This is a genomic window from Sphingobacterium psychroaquaticum (genome assembly GCF_900177625.1).
Lineage (GTDB): Bacteria > Bacteroidota > Bacteroidia > Sphingobacteriales > Sphingobacteriaceae > Sphingobacterium > Sphingobacterium psychroaquaticum.
Map to the genome: position 1 here is coordinate 296,985 of NZ_FXAU01000006.1, position 20,845 is coordinate 317,829.

General features: G+C 41.6%; 20 protein-coding genes. 13 read left to right on the top strand and 7 right to left on the bottom strand.

Annotation, left to right across the window (positions count from 1 at the left end; translation table 11 throughout):
• The first annotated feature begins 79 nt into the window (after positions 1–79).
• From B9Y69_RS15715 to B9Y69_RS15725, 3 genes are all read left to right on the top strand, one after another.
• Entirely contained in the window at positions 80–679 is a 600-nt protein-coding gene (locus tag B9Y69_RS15715) for a hypothetical protein (RefSeq protein ID WP_085473921.1), read from the top strand.
• Positions 680–686: 7 nt separating this feature from the next.
• A complete protein-coding gene (locus tag B9Y69_RS15720; protein WP_085473922.1) occupies positions 687–875 on the top strand; it encodes a hypothetical protein in 189 nt (62 codons plus the stop codon).
• Between the two features lie 274 nt (positions 876–1,149).
• Positions 1,150–2,133 (top strand): helix-turn-helix domain-containing protein, encoded by a 984-nt coding sequence (locus B9Y69_RS15725; RefSeq protein WP_085473923.1) that lies wholly within the window; start codon positions 1,150–1,152, stop codon positions 2,131–2,133.
• A 436-nt stretch (positions 2,134–2,569) separates the two neighbouring features.
• Here the strand turns inward: B9Y69_RS15725 and B9Y69_RS15730 are convergent, their stop codons facing one another.
• Positions 2,570–4,345 (bottom strand): ABC transporter ATP-binding protein, encoded by a 1,776-nt coding sequence (locus tag B9Y69_RS15730; protein WP_085473924.1) that lies wholly within the window; start codon positions 4,343–4,345, stop codon positions 2,570–2,572.
• 273 nt (positions 4,346–4,618) lie between these two features.
• Between B9Y69_RS15730 and B9Y69_RS15735 the strand changes: the two genes are divergently transcribed.
• The 7 genes from B9Y69_RS15735 to B9Y69_RS15765 all read left to right on the top strand — a co-directional run bounded on the left by B9Y69_RS15735 (position 4,619) and on the right by B9Y69_RS15765 (position 10,468).
• Positions 4,619–5,692, top strand: a complete 1,074-nt coding sequence (locus B9Y69_RS15735) for a Glu/Leu/Phe/Val family dehydrogenase (RefSeq protein ID WP_085473957.1) — start codon at positions 4,619–4,621, stop codon at positions 5,690–5,692.
• A 62-nt stretch (positions 5,693–5,754) separates the two neighbouring features.
• Positions 5,755–6,702 carry a transcription antitermination factor NusB gene (gene nusB, locus B9Y69_RS15740; RefSeq protein ID WP_200811818.1) on the top strand — a complete coding sequence of 316 codons (948 nt, stop codon included), beginning with the start codon at positions 5,755–5,757 and terminating at the stop codon, positions 6,700–6,702.
• A gap of 4 nt (positions 6,703–6,706) precedes the next feature.
• The gene (locus B9Y69_RS15745) at positions 6,707–7,165 is read left to right on the top strand and encodes a DUF1573 domain-containing protein (protein WP_085473925.1); all 459 of its coding nucleotides are present in this window, start codon (positions 6,707–6,709) and stop codon (positions 7,163–7,165) included.
• A gap of 85 nt (positions 7,166–7,250) precedes the next feature.
• A complete protein-coding gene (gene yajC / locus B9Y69_RS15750; RefSeq protein WP_085473926.1) occupies positions 7,251–7,580 on the top strand; it encodes a preprotein translocase subunit YajC in 330 nt (109 codons plus the stop codon).
• 144 nt (positions 7,581–7,724) lie between these two features.
• Entirely contained in the window at positions 7,725–8,672 is a 948-nt protein-coding gene (locus B9Y69_RS15755) for a CdaR family protein (RefSeq protein WP_085473927.1), read from the top strand.
• A 1-nt stretch (position 8,673) separates the two neighbouring features.
• Entirely contained in the window at positions 8,674–9,267 is a 594-nt protein-coding gene (gene coaE, locus B9Y69_RS15760; protein ID WP_085473928.1) for a dephospho-CoA kinase, read from the top strand.
• Between the two features lie 220 nt (positions 9,268–9,487).
• Positions 9,488–10,468: an MBL fold metallo-hydrolase RNA specificity domain-containing protein gene (locus tag B9Y69_RS15765; RefSeq protein WP_234991279.1), complete on the top strand. Its 981-nt coding sequence runs from the start codon at positions 9,488–9,490 to the stop codon at positions 10,466–10,468.
• Between the two features lie 279 nt (positions 10,469–10,747).
• Here the strand turns inward: B9Y69_RS15765 and purH are convergent, their stop codons facing one another.
• Positions 10,748–12,274: a bifunctional phosphoribosylaminoimidazolecarboxamide formyltransferase/IMP cyclohydrolase gene (purH, locus tag B9Y69_RS15770; RefSeq protein WP_085473929.1), complete on the bottom strand. Its 1,527-nt coding sequence runs from the start codon at positions 12,272–12,274 to the stop codon at positions 10,748–10,750.
• A 52-nt stretch (positions 12,275–12,326) separates the two neighbouring features.
• The gene (purN, locus tag B9Y69_RS15775; RefSeq protein ID WP_085473930.1) at positions 12,327–12,902 is read right to left on the bottom strand and encodes a phosphoribosylglycinamide formyltransferase; all 576 of its coding nucleotides are present in this window, start codon (positions 12,900–12,902) and stop codon (positions 12,327–12,329) included.
• A gap of 104 nt (positions 12,903–13,006) precedes the next feature.
• Between purN and B9Y69_RS15780 the strand changes: the two genes are divergently transcribed.
• Positions 13,007–13,501 (top strand): TlpA family protein disulfide reductase, encoded by a 495-nt coding sequence (locus B9Y69_RS15780; protein WP_144036602.1) that lies wholly within the window; start codon positions 13,007–13,009, stop codon positions 13,499–13,501.
• Here the strand turns inward: B9Y69_RS15780 and B9Y69_RS15785 are convergent.
• The 4 genes from B9Y69_RS15785 to B9Y69_RS15800 are packed head-to-tail and all read right to left on the bottom strand — an operon-like array spanning position 13,498 to position 17,651.
• Positions 13,498–14,937 carry a serine hydrolase domain-containing protein gene (locus B9Y69_RS15785; protein WP_085473932.1) on the bottom strand — a complete coding sequence of 480 codons (1,440 nt, stop codon included), beginning with the start codon at positions 14,935–14,937 and terminating at the stop codon, positions 13,498–13,500. The genes B9Y69_RS15780 and B9Y69_RS15785 overlap by 4 nt on opposite strands.
• Positions 14,938–14,961: 24 nt before the next feature.
• A complete protein-coding gene (locus B9Y69_RS15790) occupies positions 14,962–15,711 on the bottom strand; it encodes a LytR/AlgR family response regulator transcription factor (RefSeq protein WP_085473933.1) in 750 nt (249 codons plus the stop codon).
• Positions 15,704–16,729 carry a sensor histidine kinase gene (locus B9Y69_RS15795; RefSeq protein WP_234991280.1) on the bottom strand — a complete coding sequence of 342 codons (1,026 nt, stop codon included), beginning with the start codon at positions 16,727–16,729 and terminating at the stop codon, positions 15,704–15,706. Before B9Y69_RS15795 ends, B9Y69_RS15790 begins: the two co-directional genes overlap by 8 nt.
• Before the next feature lie 19 nt (positions 16,730–16,748).
• The gene (locus B9Y69_RS15800) at positions 16,749–17,651 is read right to left on the bottom strand and encodes a LiaF transmembrane domain-containing protein (RefSeq protein ID WP_085473935.1); all 903 of its coding nucleotides are present in this window, start codon (positions 17,649–17,651) and stop codon (positions 16,749–16,751) included.
• A gap of 277 nt (positions 17,652–17,928) precedes the next feature.
• Between B9Y69_RS15800 and B9Y69_RS15805 the strand changes: the two genes are divergently transcribed.
• Together B9Y69_RS15805 and B9Y69_RS15810 are read left to right on the top strand one after the other, a co-directional pair.
• Positions 17,929–18,264, top strand: a complete 336-nt coding sequence (locus B9Y69_RS15805; RefSeq protein ID WP_085473960.1) for a DUF3276 family protein — start codon at positions 17,929–17,931, stop codon at positions 18,262–18,264.
• A gap of 131 nt (positions 18,265–18,395) precedes the next feature.
• Positions 18,396–20,516, top strand: coding sequence for a S9 family peptidase (locus B9Y69_RS15810; RefSeq protein ID WP_085473936.1), 2,121 nt, complete (start codon positions 18,396–18,398; stop codon positions 20,514–20,516).
• The last annotated feature ends 329 nt before the right edge of the window (positions 20,517–20,845 follow it).

A 20,845-nucleotide genomic window follows, 5' to 3' on the forward strand; every position in this document is an offset into this window, starting at 1 on the left:
TCGGTCTTATTGTTATATTTTTTTGGCTTATCGTGGCTTTCTCTTGATCGGGATTTCGAGATCTTTGTATAAGAGAGTTATGGAAATATTATATACAGATTTAATCAGCAAACTACAAGAAAACGAATTTGACGTTAAAAGATCAAATTCAGCCGTCTACGGCGGCAGTACCATTGCACGAAAAAGCAAAGGTACAGTAGTTTTCAGACGTCTGAATAATATGGATTACTTGATGATGAAAAATGTAGAAGACCTCAGTCTTCTGCAACTGGAAGCGAGATCGGAGAATGTTTTATATTACGTGATGCGTGTTTCAAAGATTGATGGGGAGTATATGGCTTTTGTGTTTTCGTCGGATCTGGGATGCTCTTACAGTGAGTTTAGGGTGGATGTCATCAACGATGTAATTATTTTCTGTACGGTCGATAATAAGCTTAAAAATCAATTTACGTATCTCCGATTCATGGGCGAATGGGTGCGTACGAAATGCATGAGCAAGAACAGCTTTAGTACCTGTGTTAAACTTAAACAAGAAGACGTGAAAGCTATGTTTAAACTGTTAAAAAGGGATCTTAAGAAGAGACCTGAATTTAGTCACTTTCCACGGAAAGTTGAGGGCAAAGGCGCACAAACTTTACTGCGCATGAATAATCAATGGGTATTGGATAAAGGAAAATAAAATTTAGATGGCGGAAGAAAAAGTTAGCAAAAGAAAGCGATATGATGACGCTGTGAAAACACAGGTAATCAAAGATATTGTAGAGGATGGTTGCCTAATTGGGGAGGTGCTGTTTAAGTATCGGATATCGAACAAGAGAACGGTTGTTAATTGGTTAAAGTCACATCTTGAAAATCAACAAATATTGAGCGCATAGGAATCGCATACCCTATATCTACCGCACGTTTGTGCACGAAAAATAATTTACTATGACAAAACATTTTGTCACAACCATTGTTAACTATAAATTAAATAATTTATAATTAATTTGTTATGCGCTCTAAACAGTATTTACTCAACCGCTTGAGTGTGATTATGCTATTATGCATGCTCTCGATGGTTATTTTTATTTTGTTTTTCGAAAAGTAATTACGAAAAAAGTTATATTAGTATACGATTATAATGTACTAAAGTAACGAACGGATTTCTGCATGAAACAGTTGACGATAGGTTTTGGCGTGGAGCTGGATTGGGTGCCTAATTATGCGGCACAATTGGAAGCTGATATTCATGGTAATAATATCATGGTAGGTTCGACTTTATTTGAAGGAACTCGGTTTGCTTACCAAATAGATCCTAATATTAGTTTCTTAGTCTGTGATGCGATCTATAAGGAGGATATTCATTTTAAGTTTAAGAATACCCGATCAGATTTTATTGAGATACATTATAATTTATCGGAAGATCCAGGCCTGTATTATTTGAATAATCGCGCAAACGTGGTGGGCAGAGAAACCTACAACTTGGCGATCTTGGATAGTGCTATTAATGGGGAATATGTAGTAAAAAAAGGAAGTGCTGCTTTTGTGCTATCCATCTTTATTAAAAAAGAAGCGTATGTGCCGTATCTTTCAAAGATGGACGGGCATGAAGATATTCTTTCCACGATCTTTAATCCTAAATTTAATACGGTTATTCGAAATGACCGAATGACGAATAAGAGCTGGTGGCTCTTGAATGAATTGCGTAAAAAACCTGTTTACGGCGATTTGTACCGTTATTTCTGTTGCGGTACCGTTTATCAACTCATTGCAGAATATATTGAGCAGCTGAAGGAAGTGAAGATAAAGATCGATAAGGTCACTAAAGGTGATATCGACGCGATTTTTTCGGCACAGATGCAGCTGGTTATGTCCCTAAAAGGTGCTTTTCCTGGGATTGATGTTTTAGCGGAAACAGCATGTATGTCGGCAACCAAGTTTAAGCATCTCTTTAAGAAAGTGACCTCACAGAGCCCACATTCATTTTACCTGACGAATAAACTCGCTGCAGCGAAGGATATGCTTGAAAAAGGCGGGAATAATATTACGGAAGTTGCGGATGCATTTGGCTTCGCCAACGCTGCTCACTTCGGTGAGGTTTTTAAAACCGTTTACCATATTAGTCCGAAGGAATATGTCAACCTTTTAAAGTAATTCATAGTTAGTAGATCGTTGTTTATAGTTGATTGTACATTGTAGAGCCACAAGATTTTGTGTCTAATAGTTCATGCTTGGTAGTTGGTTGGTTATAGATCGCGCTTTATAGAGTCGGCGCAAATGTTGAGACACAAGATTTTGTGTCTTTTTTTGTTGGAACTAGACCTCGAAAATTTAAGCCTTGCCAGTCATGTTCAGCCTGTCGAAACATCGACGTCGCAATCTTGGAAGCCATGAAGATTATTTTAACTTTACCTAGATAGTTTGTAGATCTCTCCAAAGTCGAGATGACGATATCGTTTTCCAAAGTACAGCAATCATGAGATTCTAACCACAAGATTTAGCTTTGCTTACCCCTGCGGGGTTTGTGTCTCTACATTACCCCTGACTCTATCACCCACCAACTACACTCTATCAACTAGCCAACTACTCCCTAAACCGTTTCCAATAACTGCTTTTCATGGAGTTCAAAGTATTCCCCTCCTTGTTCCATCAGCTGGTCGTGCGTACCTTGTTCGATGATACGTCCTTGATCCAGTACTAAAATATGGTCCGCATTTTTAATGGTGGAGATTCGGTGTGCAATAAAGATAGTCGTCTTATCTTTCATGATCAAGCTCAGATTATGGAGGATTTCCTCCTCCGTCTTGGTGTCAACCGCCGATAAACAATCATCAAAAATCAGGATTTCAGGATCCTTAACCAATGCACGTGCAATCGATATCCGTTGCTTCTGTCCGCCGGAGAGCGTAATTCCGCGCTCCCCAATATGGGTTTGGAAACCTTCCTCAAAACCAACGACGTTATCGTAAACAGCGGCATCTTTGGCAGCCTTTTCAATGCGTGGCATATCTACATTATCTAGACCAAAGGCAATATTCTTCGCGATGGTATCCGAAAATAAAAATACCTGCTGCGGCACAAAGCCAATCTGTGACCGTAAACTACTAATTTTTAATTTCTCAATGGCAGTACCATCATACTGGATGCTGCCTTTATCGGCATCATACATACGAAGTAAGAGGTTTGCGAGGGTTGACTTTCCAGAGCCTGTGCGACCAATAATAGCTAATGTCTTTCCTTTGGCAATGGTAAAGGAGAGGCCATCGATGGCTTTGATACCCGTATCGGGGTAGGTGAAGTGTAGGTCTTTGACTTCGATGTTACCATGCAGGACGACTTCAGATTGACCGTCTATAATCTCAGGTTCTGTTTTTAGGAATTCATTGATCCGCTTTTGTGAAGCTGCTGCTCGCTGAAATAAGGATGTTACCCAAGCCAGTGACATCGCTGGAAAGGTAAGTTGATTCACATACAAGATAAACTCCGCGATATTACCAGCGGTAATGGTCCCATTATTTACTTCAATACCGCCTACATAAACCGTAATAATGGTACTGAAGCCCACTAAAAAGATAATAAGCGGAAAGAAGATAGCTTGTATGCGGACGAGATCAAGAGATACCTTATTATAATAGTTACTTTCATCGGCAAATACCCCCATTTTCTCTTCCTCACGGGCATACGTTTTTATGACACGGATACCTGAAAATGTTTCCTGTACGAATGAAGAAAGGGTCGATAGCTGTCGTTGTATTTTCTCACTGCGGATATTGATGATTTTGTTGACATAAAGGATAACGACCGATAAGATTGGGATGGGTAGCAACGAATAGGTGGCTAGCTTGGGATTGACATCGTACATGGCATAAATAATCATGATCGATAGCACCACCGTGTTTATGGCATACATAATTGCTGGCCCGAGGTAGTTTCGTACTTGGTTGACATCTTCGGTTGCTCGGTTCATCATATCCCCCGTATTATTGCGACGGAAGAAAGCAAAATCTAGTGCTTGGTAGTGTGCATAAATTTCGTTCTTAAGGTCGTACTCAATGTGTCGCGAGGTCAAGATTAAGGTTTGCCGCATAAAGAAAAGGAATATGCCGCGTAGCAAGGCCAAAACAAGGACGACCACACCAAAAAACAACAAGCTGCTGCCAAAAACTTTGTACACCAGATCCTGCCGCTCAAAGCCATCGTATAGACGGTATAGGTCTATGTTTTCTTTCACCAAATCGAAGGCCTCCCGGATTACCTTCGCGGGAAGGATACCGAAGTAGTTAGATATGATAACAAATAGGACGCCAGGGATTACCTGCCAGCGATATTTATAGAAGTATTTATTAAGATATGCTAACTCTTTCATCAATGACAAACTTAGATAAATTTGACTGTATATGCAATATAAGAACCGGTGGATAAATAGACCTATAGGCACTACAAATAGGGCTGATAATTTGTTTTACAGCGCAAAACGTAAGAATGAAATTTTAAACGATATGGGCTACTTATAGAAAAAATGTATAAAAAATGACATTGCTTTTCAAATGTTGTAATTCTTGTCAATAATAAAGCGGTGACAGAAAAATTTCCTAATTTTGCCCTAATATTTTTAGAAAAACTGGCATTTTTTAATGTTATGGAAATAAAGCAATCTTCTATCTTCGATCAGATGAGCCTTTCAGGTCATCAGAATCTGTTTTTTTGTCAAGATCAGGCCGTAGGCTTGCAGGCAATTGTTGCTATTCACGACACCACCTTGGGCCCTGCTATCGGGGGCGTACGGATGTTGCCTTATGAGTCTCTATCAGATGCCATTGATGATGCCTTGAGACTTTCGCAAGCCATCACCTATAAGTCTTCTTTGGCGGGTCTAAATTTAGGCGGCGGAAGTGCGATTATTATGGGGAATCACCGTACCGATAAAACGGAAGTGTTGATGCGTCGTTTTGGGCAGTTTGTGCAAGGTTTGAACGGTAATTTCATTGCGGCAACCGATATGGGCACCACGCAGAAAGATTTGGAATATATGCTTTCTGAAACCAACTATGTAGCGGGCTTGCCAGCTTCGTTGAACGGTGGTGGCGATACGACTGTTTTTGCAGCACGTGGCGTGTTCTATGGAATAAAAGCCGCGATCAAGGAACTTTATGGGGATGATAGCTTAGCGGGTCGTAAGGTTGCTGTGCAAGGATTGGGTAGTATCGGTGAGCAGTTGGTGAGCATGCTTCGTGCGGAGAATGCGCGCGTATACGTATCGGATATGACGGAAGAGCGCAAGATGAAAATTGCAGCGCAATATAAGGCGGAGCCAATTACTTATGCGACAAGTTTCGAGCTGGATGCAGATGTATATGCGCCATGTGCGTTGGGCGGAACGGTGAATCCGGAAACCGTACCACGTATGCGTTGTAAGATTATTGCGGGTTCAGCAAACAATCAGTTGAAGGATGAAGAATTGACGAACAAATTGTTGAAGGAGCACGATATTCTATATACACCGGACTTCTTAATTAACTCGGGTGCGTTGATTAGCTGTTTCTCTGAATTAGAAGGGTATGGCAACGATCGCACTGATGCATTGGTGAAAAATATATACAATGCAACGCGCCACGTGATACAAAAATCAAAAGAAGATAACATTACTACCTTCGATGCCGCTAAACAATTGGCAGAAAAACGTATCTTTGACATCAAGAAGTTAAAAAGATAAAAAAACAATAAAAAAAGTATAATACGTTCTTATTTATATACAATCGTTCTTTAAATTAAATTATGCTTAACAGAAGACACCTCCGGGTGAAAGTAATGCAAACGCTTTATGCGTACAGTTTATCCGAGGATAAGCAAGTAAAGGATTTCGAAAAAGCGCTGTTCACGAGTATCGATGAGGTGAACCAGATGTACGTCTGGACGCTTAATCTGCTGGATGAAGTTGCTGAGTACGTGCTTCTTGATGCTGAGGGGAGAGCTAATAAATTTCTTCCGACGGAGAAGGATAAAGTGTACACCACAAAATTGAATAGTAATAGTTTTATTGAGTCACTGAGACAAAATAGAACATACTTGGAGTGTGTTAAGAAGTACAAGGTTGATTGGTCCTATGACCCGGAGATCGTACGTGCTATTTTTGCACAACTGAAGGAGTCTGAAGAGTATTTAGTCTATCTGAAACAGGAAGATCGTTCGATCGGTGCTGAGAAAGATATTATCAAATATATTTTCAAAAAGATCATCTTGAAATCAGCTGATATTGAGCAGGCTTTTGAAGCTCGCTTTATCAACTGGCCGGTGGATAAAGAAGTATTGCAAGCGATGATTGCAAAAACTTTTAAAAACTTCAGCAGCGAAAATCCAATACAAAACAAATTGGCAGATCTGACGCCTAATTGGGATGAAGATAGTGAGTTTGTCAGTGAATTACTGAAGAAGACAATCCGCTATGAAGCGGAGTATCAGGAGATGATTTCTGTAAAGACGAAGAATTGGGAATCGGATCGTATCGCATTGATCGATAATTTGTTAATGCGCATGGCGATCTGTGAGTTAATCAATTTTTCGAGCATTCCTGTTAAAGTGACGATTAACGAGTATATTGAATTATCAAAAGCATTTAGTACATCGAAGAGTAATACCTTTATCAATGGTATTCTGGACAAGATCCTTGCCGAATTAATGGGACAAGGGCGCATTCAGAAAGCTGGTAGAGGACTAAAAGATTAATAACATGAACAAGATATTTGGATGGAGTTTAATGGTGGCGGTAGCTATGTTGGGTGTTTCTTGTGGAAACAGTACGAGCAACGCCACGGGAGAGAATGCAGCAACGGATAGCACTTTGGTGGATCCGGCTCAAACAGCAAAAGCATCGACCGGAAAGGTGGAGTTTGAATCGCCTGTATTCGATTTTGGAACCGTGAAAGAAGGGGAAATTTTAGAACATATTTATGCCTTTGAAAATACCGGTGAAGCACCCGTTATTCTTTCGCAAGTATCGGCATCATGTGGATGTACCACGCCTTCGTATACACAGACTCCAATATTGCCTGGCAAGAAAGGGGAGATCAAAGTAAGCTTTGATAGCAACGGGCAGGTCGGTAAACAACAGAAAATTGTGACGGTGGTGTCGAATGCTACAAATGGGGTGACGACGGTGCAGTTGAAAGGTGAAGTATTGGCAAAGTAAGTGGTTTTTTAACACTTTACTTTTAAATTTTGACTTTTTGAGTCTTTATTTTATAATTTTGACTTTTTAATTTTTACTTTTAAATATGATGACAACAATCTTATTGCAAGCGGCTCCAGCAGGGGGCGGATTGATGAGTTTCTTACCTATGGTGCTGATTATCGTAGTATTCTACTTCTTTATGATCAGACCGCAGATGAAGAAACAAAAAGATCACAAGAAATATATCGAAGAATTAGGTGTTAACTCTAAAGTCGTAACGACTGCAGGTATCCACGGACGTATTGTAGAAGTGAGCGAAACTACGTTTTTGGTAGACGTTGGTTCGGGCGTTAAATTGCGTTTCGACAAGACTGCGATTGCTTTGGACGCTTCTAAAGCTGCGAATACCGATACGGTGAAAAAAGACGCTTAACATGAAACACCGTCGCTATAGACGGGGTGTAGATGAAGGCCTAATCTGGTTGATATCGATTTAGGTCTAAAAGGAAAGCCATTCGTAGTCCGTGATTACGAATGGCTTTTGTGTTTAATACGGCTAAATGTTAACTTTGTTTTTATGGCTCAACCGAGAATCAGTAAAGTAAAACGACGGAAGCTTGCAATTTTTTTGCGATGCATCGTTATATCCTTTTTTGCTTGGCTGCTTTTTGCGATATCGAGCATACAGACGTATACGATTAAGGCGGGGATATCGTATGTGAATATTCCGGAACAGAAGGCTTTTCACCCCCTTCAATCGGATACCGTGAGTGTACGGATGAAGATGAGTGGATGGAAGATTTTCCTCAAAAAACTGTACCCGGATACACCACATGTCCAGGTGGACCTCAGCGGACTAAAGACAAAAAGTTTTATTGTTTTTACCAATCAGTTGGGCTATATCAATCGACAATTTCCGGCCGACAACCAAGTTGTTTCTGTTAGTCCAGATACACTGTTTTTTGATTTCTCGAAGCAGACACAACGAAAGGTACCTGTGCGGGCCCTTTATAGTATGCAGTTTAAGAAACAGTATGGTATCATTGGGGATACCAAAGCGAACCCAGATTATGTGACCGTCACGGGACCATTGGAGGATGTCGCAAATATTGAGTATTTGGAGACGGATACGATCCGTGGAACGGCTGTATCTTCGGATATACGGACGATTGCTTACCTAAATAAACATCAAAAGAATAATATCACGATTTATCCTACATTTTCGGAGATTACGATCCCTGTAGGAGAAATTACAGAGAAGGTATTGGAGCTCCCTATTCGGGTGGAGAATGGTGGTCGCTATACGACGGTGCGCACTATACCGACCAAAGTGAAGGTCACCTTCCTGGTTTCCCTGAAAGATTATAATAAGTGGACTTCGCGTGACTTTGAAGCTATTGTGGATATGGAGAACTGGGAAGAGAATAAAGTTAAAACGCTGCCCGTGATTATAACGAAAGTGCCCAATTATTGTCAGATAATTAGCATAGAGCCACAGAATATAGATTTTTTTGTACGAAAGTAATATGGGGTTGAAAGTTGGTATAACAGGCGGCATCGGTTCGGGAAAGAGCTATGTAGCAGAAATATTTAAAGCACTGGGCGTCCCTTTTTACGACGCGGATCGTGAAGCCAAGGATATTATGGTAACCAGTGATACGGTTCGCGAAGACTTGAAACAGGCATTCGGTGAAGCGGTTTATTTTGCGGATGGTCAGCTGAACCGTGCTTATCTTTCGTCGGTCGTATTTGGTGACGAGCGCCAGTTGCAACGACTGAACAGTATTGTACACCCTGCGGTCATTGCACATGGCGAAGCATGGTCTAACCGACAAACATATCCGTATTCACTGAAAGAGGCAGCTCTTTTATTTGAGAGCGGTTCGTATAAGAAATTAGATTATACGATTCTTGTGACAGCGCCCGAAGAGGAGCGTATAGCGCGTGTTATGAAGCGTGATAACGCGACACGAGAACAAGTGTTGGCACGTATCAGTAAACAATTACCGGATAGCGAAAAGAGGGAGATCGCGGATTTCATTATTGTAAATGATGGAGTTCAACCCCTGTTGCCACAAGTGCTGGAACTGCATAAACGATTTTTAGAAGAAGGTGCATAGGGGAGGTAGATGTTTGCTGGCATCAGGAAACGTTGGCGTGCTGGCGCGAGCTTTCAGCTCGTGTCCTATTTTGCTTGATCAAAGCACGAGCTACAAGCCTGTCTACCGCAGGCAGACTCGCACTAGCGTAGGGGTAGATTGCCGCGTCGCGACGAGCTTCCTTGCAATGACGTCGAGTGGGAAGTACTACAAACAACAAACCATCATCTAAAAACTACAAATGACAAAACGTCAAATGACAGATAATAATATATTAGCAGATTTTTTAGTCAAGACCTCCATAGGTTACTATTGTCGATATGGCAATTTTTATGTGGATGCCATGGCGCCTGTGGCGGTCAATGTTATTTCACATGCGCACGGTGACCATGCTACCGCAGGGCATAAGGCGATGTGGGCGACCGAAGCGACTTTCGCTTTTATGCGGAATAAATTTTCGAAACTTCCAGAAGATACCCTGCATACGGTTTCATTTGGAACCGCCTTCTCTTTGGGCGATGTAACCGTAACTTTGTATGCGGCGGGGCATATTTTAGGGTCGGCGCAGATCTTAATGACCTATCAAGGGGTTCGTTACCTGTATACCGGAGATTACAAACTGCAAGTAGATCCAACTTGCGAGCCGATTGAGATGGTGGCCGCAGATGTATTGATTACAGAGTCTACGTTTGCTAATCCTGCGGTTAAGCATCCGGATCCGGTTACAGAGATACTGAAGCTGAAGGACCGTCATAGTAATATCATGTTGGGCTGCTATACGCTTGGAAAATCGCAACGGATTACGGCATTGATTAATCAACATCTACCAGAATTGGAGGTGTTGGTGCACCATAAGATGCATCCGGTGCATAAACTATATGATCAACTTGGTCCGCAGAAATTACGCTACACGTTGTATAATAGAAAAGCGATGAAGGAAGGCCCGACCAATAAGGTCTATTTGGTACCTCCTTTAACCTTTAATAGTTATTTTAAGGCGAAGAATGTGCTGAAGGCTTTTGCCTCAGGCTGGGCACGATTGCAACAACAGAATGATATTGAATTGTACATCTCCGATCATGTGGATTGGTTGGATATCCTTTCTTACGTGAATCACGTGAAACCTCGGGAGATATGGACGGTTCATGGCGATGGGAAACAACTCCAAGCTCATTTTGAAGGAACGCTCTTGGTGCGCGATATTTTAAAAGTTGTCGAATAACCTGATCACCTCTTAACAAGTAAAAATGAAAAGATTTTTCAATGATCTATTGGGCGGAAGAGACGCGAAAACTGTAGGGAAGAGATGTCTCTTTTTTCTCTTAGGCTTTGTAGTGATCTACTGGCTTTTGGGATTTTTGTAGCGATAGGGCACGCTATGCTGTTTGTCCTTCGATAGCACTTCCACAGGAGGGCGCATCCGGCAGCTGCACGCTCTACTTCCTACTATGTACTCTCCACCATGAACTAAAAACAAAAAAGGGGCTTTAGCCCCTTTTTTTTAGTGTTTAAAGTGTCTTACACCTGTTGTTACCATCGCGACGCCTTTTTCGTTCGCCATATCGATTGATAACTGATCCTTGATTGAACCTCCAGGTTGCAATACCGCTACTACACCTGCTTCTCCAGCAATTTCCACACAGTCTGGGAATGGGAAGAAGGCATCAGAAGCCATAACACTACCTTTGATATCGAAACCAAAAGCATGTGCTTTTTCAATCGCTTGCTTAAGCGCATCTACACGGGATGTTTGTCCGACGCCTGAAGCGATTAATGTACCGTTCTTAGCAAAAACGATGGTATTGGATTTTGTATGCTTCACAATTTTATTTGCGAAGTATAAGTCTTTTAGTTGTTCATCTGTTGGTTGTACGTTCGTTACGCTGGTCATCAATTCAGGACCTTCAACCGTGTTATCTTTATCTTGAAGGATAACACCGTTTAATAACGTTTTGAACTGCGCAGTAGGTAGAGCAACTTCCTTACGTACCAAGATGATACGGTTTTTCTTTGCCGTTAGTATTTCAAGTGCTTCAGCGCTGTATGAAGGAGCAATTAAAACTTCGAAGAACAAGTTATTGATTTCTTCCGCTGTTTCTTTGTCGATTTCACCATTCGTAATCAATACACCACCAAATGCGGAAACAGGATCACAAGCTAGAGCATCGATCCATGCTTGTTTAACGGTTGGTCGTGAAGCCACGCCACAAGCATTCGTGTGTTTTAAGATAGCAAAGGTTGGCTCTGTAAACTCATCGATGATAGCAACTGCTGCATCCACGTCTACCAAGTTGTTGTATGATAATTCTTTACCGTTCAATTTATCGAACATCGCATCTAAATCACCGTAGAAAACACCTTTTTGGTGCGGGTTTTCACCGTAACGAAGCGTTTGTGCTTGTTGTACCGACTGTTTGAAGACAGGAAGTGGGTTTTCTTGGTTGAAGTAGTTGAAGATTGCTGTATCGTAGTGTGACGATGTATTGAACGCACGTTTAGCAAACTCTTTACGCTGCTCTAATGTCGTCTGTCCTTCTTGACTAGCTAGAATTTGCTCTAATTCAGTGTAATCATTTTTTGAAGAGATGATTACGACATCATTGAAGTTTTTTGCTGCGGCGCGAATCAAAGAAATACCGCCGATATCGATTTTTTCGATAATATCTTGTGCCGCTGCACCTGATGCTACAGTTTCTTCAAAAGGATATAAATCAACGATTACTAAGTCGATTTCAGGGATCTCGTATTGTGCCAATTGCTCTTGGTCACCAGCCAACGGACGGCGAGCCAAAATACCACCGAATACTTTCGGGTGTAAGGTCTTAACACGGCCACCTAAGATAGATGGGTAGCTAGTAAGGTCTTCAACAGGTACAACATCTACACCTTGTTCACGGATGAAAGCTTCCGTACCGCCTGTAGAGTAGAAAGTAACACCGTACTTGTTTAGGAGTTGAACGAGGGGAGCTAGGTTGTCCTTGTAGTAAACCGACACCAAAGCATTTTTAATCTTAACAGGATGATTCATTGTCATTTATTTGGAGCCGCAAAGATAGCAATAAAGCAGATATATTCCGCTACTAATTGTACTTCTTCGCTAAATTCTCGATGACTTTCGGAAAATACTGGTGCTCCAGCTGCTGGCCTTTGAATTTGAGTATCTCTAGTGTGTCACCCGGTTCCACGCGAAATTTCGCTTGGTGGATAACTTCTCCTTCATCAAAGTTCTCATTTACAAAGTGAATGGTAATACCGTGCTCTTCTTCACCGGCTGCCAAAACAGCTTTATGTACCTTATCACCATACATGCCCTTGCCACCATATTTCGGTAGTAAAGAGGGATGTATATTGATGATTTTATTCGGAAATGCTTTCAATAGGTTTTCAGGCACTAACCATAAGAAGCCGGCCAGGACGACAAGATCAATATCCAGACGTTTCAAGATATCGACCACCTCGTCTGTATCATAAAAAGCCTGACGATCGAAGACATGCGAAGGGATCTCGAAATTATCCGCACGCTGTAGCACGTATGCATCCGGGTTATTACTTAAAACTAAGGTTACTTCGACGAGGTTGGAGTATTTGAAATGCTCCATAATCTTTTGAGCATTGGAACCTGAGCCCGAAGCAAAAATAGCGATGCGTTTCTTCACGATAATGAAATTTTGTTCTGTATTTGTTGATTTGTAACCAAATATATAGTATTTTTCGGAAAAAAGCGAGCCTTTCGCATGGATTACACCTTAAATAATGCCGTATGAAACATTTCATGACAATAGCGCGATTAATGCTACTCTTCCTATGTATTCAAAGTATAGCTGCTGCTCAAGCACTCAAGCAATTACCTTCTTTTGTGAAGATTCACGATATCGCAAATAATGGTAAGCTACTGCAACAAGCGATACCAACGAAAGGGAAGGTCATGTTGATCTTTTATGACCCCGGATGTGGACATTGTCAAAAGTTAGGAGCGAGCCTGTCTAAGGCGTATGCGACATTGCCGCCCGTACAGATTTATTTTGTTACGATGAACGATAAGGAATATGTGGATAGCTACCTTAACATGTATGCACCAGCGTTAAAAGGAAAGAAAAATGTAAGCTTCTGGAAGGATCCGGGTGTGGAATTTATCGAGCGCTTTATGCCGAAAGAGTACCCTGCCACCTACATTTTCGATGCAGGCAGCAAGACTCTTATAAAAGATTTTCAAGGTGAAAGCGATGTGCAAAAGATTGTACCTTCTTTGCGTTAATTCTTACTTTCCATTAGCTTCTTTAAGATAGAAGCGCCCACATTATCTACAGCAAGTTCGGCATTGGAAAGCACAACTACGGCCGTTTTGCTATCTGGTGAAATCCCTAAAAATGATCGGCTACCACCAGTGCCACCGTTATGCCATAAGAAAATACCTTGGTCTACCATATTCATGTGCCAGCCAAGCCCGATATCGGTATTGTTTGGTGTAGCCAGGGTAAATTCGCGTGTCAGGCCCATTGCGGCTTGTAGGCCATTCTGTGGCATTTTAAATTGCTCGACTGCAAAAAGCATCATATCGCGAACCGTAGACTTTAGTCCAACAGCAGCAAACATGGACTGAAAGTTCCAAGTTGGAACCTCGATGCCGGATGCATTGTAGACTTTAATGAAATTTGTGTTTTTGGGGTCCGGACGGTCGGTCGTGCTGCTCATCTGCAATGGGGTTAGTACGACTTCGCGCAGCTGCTGGGTAAACGGTTTCTTTGCAATGATACTAATCAGTTCACCCAACAAGCCAACCCCCAAATTACTGTACTCGTAGGTCTCGCCTACTTCACGTGTTGCTTTATAGTTCTTTAGGTAGCTAAACAAAGCCTTGCGGTCATAGTTTGCATAAGGATCTTTCATCGTAAAGCCCGGTACTTTGTCCATATTATTTGCCAGACGTGGAAGACCTGAGCTGTGGTTTGATAAGCTCTTAAAAGTAATTTTCTGTAGATCAGGGTTACTCGCCAACGAGTCCGGAAGGTATGCCGTAATTGGGTCGTCTAACTTAATAGTACCCTTGGTTACGAGGTCAGCCAGTAACACGGCGGTGAACACCTTGGTAATCGATCCAATTTCATAGATCGTATTTTCTGTAGGGGCCACACCACTACCTTTGATTGCTTCTCCGTAGAAATACTTGTTATATTGTCCGTCATGGAAAACACCAATAGCTAACGATTGCGCATTACCTTGCTTAACGAAAGGTTTGGCGACTGAGTCAACGAAGAAATCTACAGGTGATATTTTTTCGACCACACTGACTACTTCTTTCTTTTCTACGGGTTTTGCTGTCGGTTTTTCTCCGGGCGAAAACAAGATACCTTCATATTTCAAAGTCGACGGGTCGACGGATAAGGTAAGCTTGATGAAGGCGGTAGGGTAGGTGAGCAAGTATACACCGGACTGCTGTTTGAAATCCAATACTTCTACATTTTTGATCTTACCGAGCTGATACAGGTTGTTCATGGTAAAACCAAACTGATCGGCGCCAATTTTGCTTTTAAAGTTGTCGCTGGCCAAGTTGTAAATAGAATCTGTGTTCTTCGTGTTGATGAAAAACTCTAGTTTATTGAATACGGCCCTGTTTGCCAACTCTTCCTGACTCTGCCCGTAGGATGTCAGGGCAGCAGACAACATAAATGCGATAATAAGAATACGACTCATGCCCACAAAATTACAAACTATTGTTTACAAGCCAATAATTTGTTTTAAACGTGCGTAGCCCGATTTGCTTATATTTATCTTTTCTCCATTCAATAACGTAGCAATGTAACTCTCTTTTTCCAAAGGTTCAATTTTAGCTAATTGGTCTACTTTGGCAATAAACGAACGGTGTACACGTACGAACTGTTTGGGATCTAATTGCTTTTCAAAAGAACTCATCGTTTTGTTTTTTAGGAAAACGCCGTCTTTCGTGTGGATCTTAACATAATCGTCGTATGCTTCCAAAAAGAGTACCTGTTGGACGGGGATAATCTTGATCTGTGATCCATTTTTTACCACGATCCGCTCCAGCGATTCTTCTTCGGTTATCGCAGCCACTTTCTCGACAGTAGTTGTTGTACTACTGCCATTATTTTGGTTGGCAAAAGCATTCCTGAACTTAGATAGACCCTGTTCGAAGCGATCTTTACTGATCGGTTTTAATAGGTAATCGACCGCATTTTTTTCAAATGCTTTAATCGCATATTCATCAAAGGCCGTGGTGAAGATCACATTCGGCATTTCATCCAATATTTCAAGCATCTCAAAGCCGGTTAATTTTGGCATCTGGATGTCCAGAAAAACGAGATCCGGTTGGTGTTGCTGGATTGCTTTAGCACCCTGAAAGCCATCGCCACACTCCGCGACAATTTCAATATCGTCGTACTGTTTTAAATATTCCATAATAATAAGACGTGCCAAGGGCTCATCGTCAATAATGATGGTTTTAATCATATTGTGGGATTTTAAGAGTGGAGGTAAAAATATTGTTTTTTATCGAAGTGTCCAGTAAGTCGGTGCGTCCGTAGAGCAAAAATAAGCGTCGCTGGATGCTAGAAAGGCCAAAGCCGGTTCCTTTTTTCGTTTCAAACTGATCGCTATCGAATGGGTTAGTAATCGTAATATAAAGCATGTAGTTCTCCAGACGTATGTCTATCGTTATTTCAACGTCGCCGATAACATTGTACAGGCCGAATTTAATGGCATTTTCCAATAGCGGTTGAATAATCATGGACGGGACTTTTGCTTTAGCGGCTTCTTCCTGGAGGGAGAAAGTCGTGGTAAGGCGATGCCCGAAGCGTACCTTTTCGATGTCTAAATACAATGTCAGGTGTGTTATCTCATCAGATAGCGGTATCAATTGCTTGTCATCCTTTCGCATGGTTCCGCGTAAAAAATCAGATAATTGGAAGGTCATGTTGCGTGCTTGGTCGGGTTTGATACCGATCAAGGCTATAATAGAGTTCAAACTGTTGAACAAGAAATGGGGCTGTAGTTGTTGCCGCAAATTGTAAAGCTCGGCATCCCGAAGTATACGCTCGGACTCTTCTTTTCTCTTTTTGTTTTCCTCGTATTCTTCTTGTATGTTCCAAAAGATATTAATGATGGTTACACACAGTAGGAGAAGAAAGTTGATAATAAAGCGATAAGGAAGTACCTCGAAAAAGTGCGATAAGGAAAGGTTATCGAAAAATTGATTTAAAAAAAACAACGATAGCCCGACACTCACGGTGGTAAGGACGAGACAGATTACGGTGATTTTTATATACTGATTCTTCCGAGGTAGATAGTATTGTAGTGTGCTATAGATCAGGTAACAGCAGATCGTGATCGATAGGGCACCAATAATAGGTTCATACGGCGATACCGCCTTGGGACGGTGGTCCCACCACAGGAGGAAATAGGATACCAAGAAGTATAGTATGCAAATAGTCCACGAACTTGCGTGGACCAATCGATTTTTGGATGTCATCTTAAAAATCATGTATCTGCTAGCTGTTCTTGATGGTTATATTACCTAATATGGATGTTCCCGTGATATAAAGACACTTGTTCTGATCCACCGCATGCGTTAAAATAACGCGACGGTCATCGTTTTCGCCCAAGATACTGGATACCGTTGTTGCCACGACCCAATGTGGAGGTACAATAATTTTTGTACTACCAAACAGCTGGAAGACATCTAGGGCTACAGGTTGTTGCATATCGGCTTGAAGCAGGTTAATCTGCGTACTGCCGAAGACATTCGTCACGGTGCCGCCCAAGAAGTTCTTGGAGAATATGTTTTTCTTGGCGTTTCCAAAAATGGAATCGACCTTGATATAGTTTTCCCCTTGGTGTGTAAAGTTATTTGTATAAGACTGCTGCTGTGCACTGCCCGGTGTGGTGCGGTATTCTTCTGCCTTTTGTTGAAATGGAGATTCTATCTCAGGTTCTTGCTGAAGCTCCTCTTCTGTACGCACGCGTTTGTCCCAATCAAAAATGTCGTTAGATCCATTGTCAGGTGTTGGTCCCGCTTGCGGTGGCACCGGTGGGATGCCTCCTTGGTTGCGGTTACGCATAATAAGGTAGATACCGATTATAATAGCACCTAACGGGATAATAACTTTTCCAAAGGATAGATCCATGAGGTTTTTAAGCAAGAATAAACCGCCTATTGAAATTAATATGATAGATGATTTTTTCTTGAACTGGGAATTGATTCCAATAACTAAACCGATAATAATCAGGACCATCTCCCAACCGAAAATCCAACGTGGAAACCAAATACCTAAATCTAGATTTTTCATCAAGAGGGCCAGACCTAGAAATACAATAATGGCACCGACGATATTAGCGCTCCTATTGTTTTTAGGCGGAATTCCTGGCGGGGTTGTATTATAGTCTCTTTCCATGCTATGTGTTATTTAATGTTTGATTCAAAAGTAAGGCAAACCTTTCGAATCAGTTAGCCAAAATAGGCAATTCGGAGCATTTATTCGGTGAATGACGGTTTTTTTTCGGTGAAAATTCCAGCGTGTTGTTGGGGTCGGTCAGTGTTTCGGTAGACTTTATTTTGGCAATCTCGAGAAAAATAACTTTTTTTTGAATAAAATTTGGTTGTTTGAAAGTATTTATTATATATTTATGACTGAAAAGAGAGGATTAAAACTTAAATACTTAACAATACTAATGGGAGATTTTGAAAACAAAGAGCGTGAGGAAGTATTTTCAAAAAAGGTGAGAGCCGGTAAGCGTACTTATTTTTTTGATGTTAAAGCGACTCGTTCTAACGATTATTATGTAACCATCACGGAAAGCAAGAAGCGTTTTGAAGATGGGCAGTTTATCAAACACAAGATATTCTTGTATAAAGAGGATTTTGAAAAGTTTGCTGAAGGGTTGACAGAAGTTGTGGAATACATCAAAGGTAATCAAGAGGTGGTTGAAAAACGCTACGAACCGAACCAGGATGATACAACATTTGATAACGGTGAATACGTAGAGAAGGATAACTTTACCTTCTAGTAACGTAAAGAACAACATAAAGGAGCCACTTATAGAGTGGCTTTTTTTGTGTTTGATAGGAAATATGTTACATCTATTTTGTCACGAAGCGCTGTAATATTGCTATTTTCGTGCATTATCAATAATCTATTATGTATAAAAAAATAACGGGTTCGCTTTTGGGCGTTCTTTTTTTCGCTGGGGTGCACGGGCAAACGAAGGAATTAAGCTTTGCCCAAGCTTGGGGTAGAGACTACTCGGTTACGCAAGCTATAAACTATTATAAAGGATGGGCCGATGCAGGGCATTACATTGAAAATGACCAAAAGGACCACCGTGATTATAAAGTGAATGTTAAAACGGGGGAACGGACACCTTATACACCACCGGCTACAGCTGATGTGGTTGTTTTTGTGAAGAATAAAGATATCTATATACAGTACGGAAAGTCGGAAGCGAAGCAAATTACGAAGTCCCCGGAGCTGGAAGAGCAGAATCCGACACTTTCGCCAGACGGAAAGTATGTGGCTTTTACACGGAAGAGTGATTTATATAGTGTAAATGTAGCAGACGGTCGTGAGTTACGCTATACATCTGATGGTACGGATGTGATCTATAATGGATGGTCCTCCTGGGTATATTACGAGGAGATTTTGGGTCGCTCAACTAACTATAAGGCTTTCTGGTGGTCTCCGGATAGTAAGAAGTTGGCTTTTATGCGTTTTGATGATACCAAGGTGCCGATGTTCCCAATCTATGTGTCGAAAGGGCAACATGGTTACTTAGAGGAAACACGTTACCCGAAGGCGGGGGATGAGAACCCTGAAGTGAAGGTTGGTTTTGTGCAAGTGGAGGGATCGCCCGTGGTGTGGGCTGATTTTAATGCGAAGGATGACCAGTATTTTGGACAGCCGTATTGGAGTTTTGATAGCCAGTCGATCATGGTGCAATGGATGAACCGCGACCAGAACAATCTTAAATTTTATGCGGTAAATCCAAATGACGGTGTAAAGCGTGAAATTTATGATGAAAAACAACCGACATGGATTAATCTAGATCATGACGAACGCATTACTTACTTGGCAGATAACAAGCATTATATCTTGAAATCGGACAAGTCCGGTTGGGCACATTACTATTTGTACACCTTATCTGGGCAACTTGTGAATCCGTTGACATCAGGTGATTGGCAGGTGACCTCGTTGCAGTTGGTGGATGAAAAAAACAAGGTCGTGTACTTTACGGCACGAAAAGAGAATTCGGCAACTTCTGACTTGTATCGGGTGGATTACTCGGGTAAGAATCTGAAACGATTGACATTTGGCGATTATACGCACAATGTTCAGGTGTCTCCCGATGGAAAATACTTTATTACGAACTATTCGAATGTAACCACACCGAATAAGGTAGCGCTGGTTGATAATAATGGAAAAATTGTAAAGGAGCTCGCGGATAGTAAGGGAGCTGACTTTGGTCAGTACCATGTTGGTAAGACGGAGTACATAACAATTAAATCGGATGATGGGAAATTTGATTTACCGATGGTGATTACATACCCTGTGAACTTTGATGCGACGAAGCAATATCCGGTTATCATGAGTATTTACGGTGGTCCGGATGCGGGAACCGTAAAGAATACTTGGAAGGGGATGTCGAATCAATTTTGGGCAAAAGAAGGCGTTATTCAGGTTGCTTGTGATCACCGTGCCTCGGGGCATTATGGTAAGCAAGGGGTCGCTTGGATGCACCGTAGCCTTGGACAGTGGGAGTTGGTCGATTATATTACGGTGGCCAAATGGTTTAAAGCAAAGCCTTGGGTAGCTAAAAATAAATTGTTGATTACGGGACATAGTTACGGTGGTTATATGACGTGCCTGGCATTGACTAAAGGAGCTGATTATTTTGATTATGGTATTGCTGGTGCACCGGTGACAAGCTGGGAGTTGTATGATACGCACTACACGGAGCGGTGGATGGATACACCACAGGATAATGCACAAGGATATAAAGAAGGATCCATCTTATCGTACGTGAATAACTATAAGGGGGTACTTCGTATTATGCATGGCGATTTAGATGATAATGTTCATCTACAGAATACGACACAACTGGTCGATGCTTTGACGGATCGTAATGTGCCGTTTGAGCTGATGATTTATCCCGGTAGCAGACACGGTTTCGCACGTTCAAAATCGGCTTATGACTTTAAGGAGCGAGTGCGTTTCTATTATCAGTATTTATTAGAGAAACCTGTACCAAGCGATTTTAATTAAAGAAGGGGGCTCCTCTATGCCGGAGGGGCATACTCCTCTTTGCCGGAGAGGCATCTTACTTTTGAAGCCAAAAGTAAGCAAAAGCTTGTCGCTAGGAATATTTGCAGGGAGGGCAGTGCATGGGCAAGTTGCTACAGATGCAAATATTCCTCAGGCGACATAAAGTGATTATGGGTAGCTAGAAGCGATATAGTTAGTCTGTAGTTGATAGTCTGTAGTTGGTAGTTTGTAGTTTATTGTGAGTAGTGGGGCGGGAATGATAAGTGTCACAAAGCTGATAAGCTCAACGTGGCTATTCGCATACCACGTCATCTCGACTTTGGAGAGAT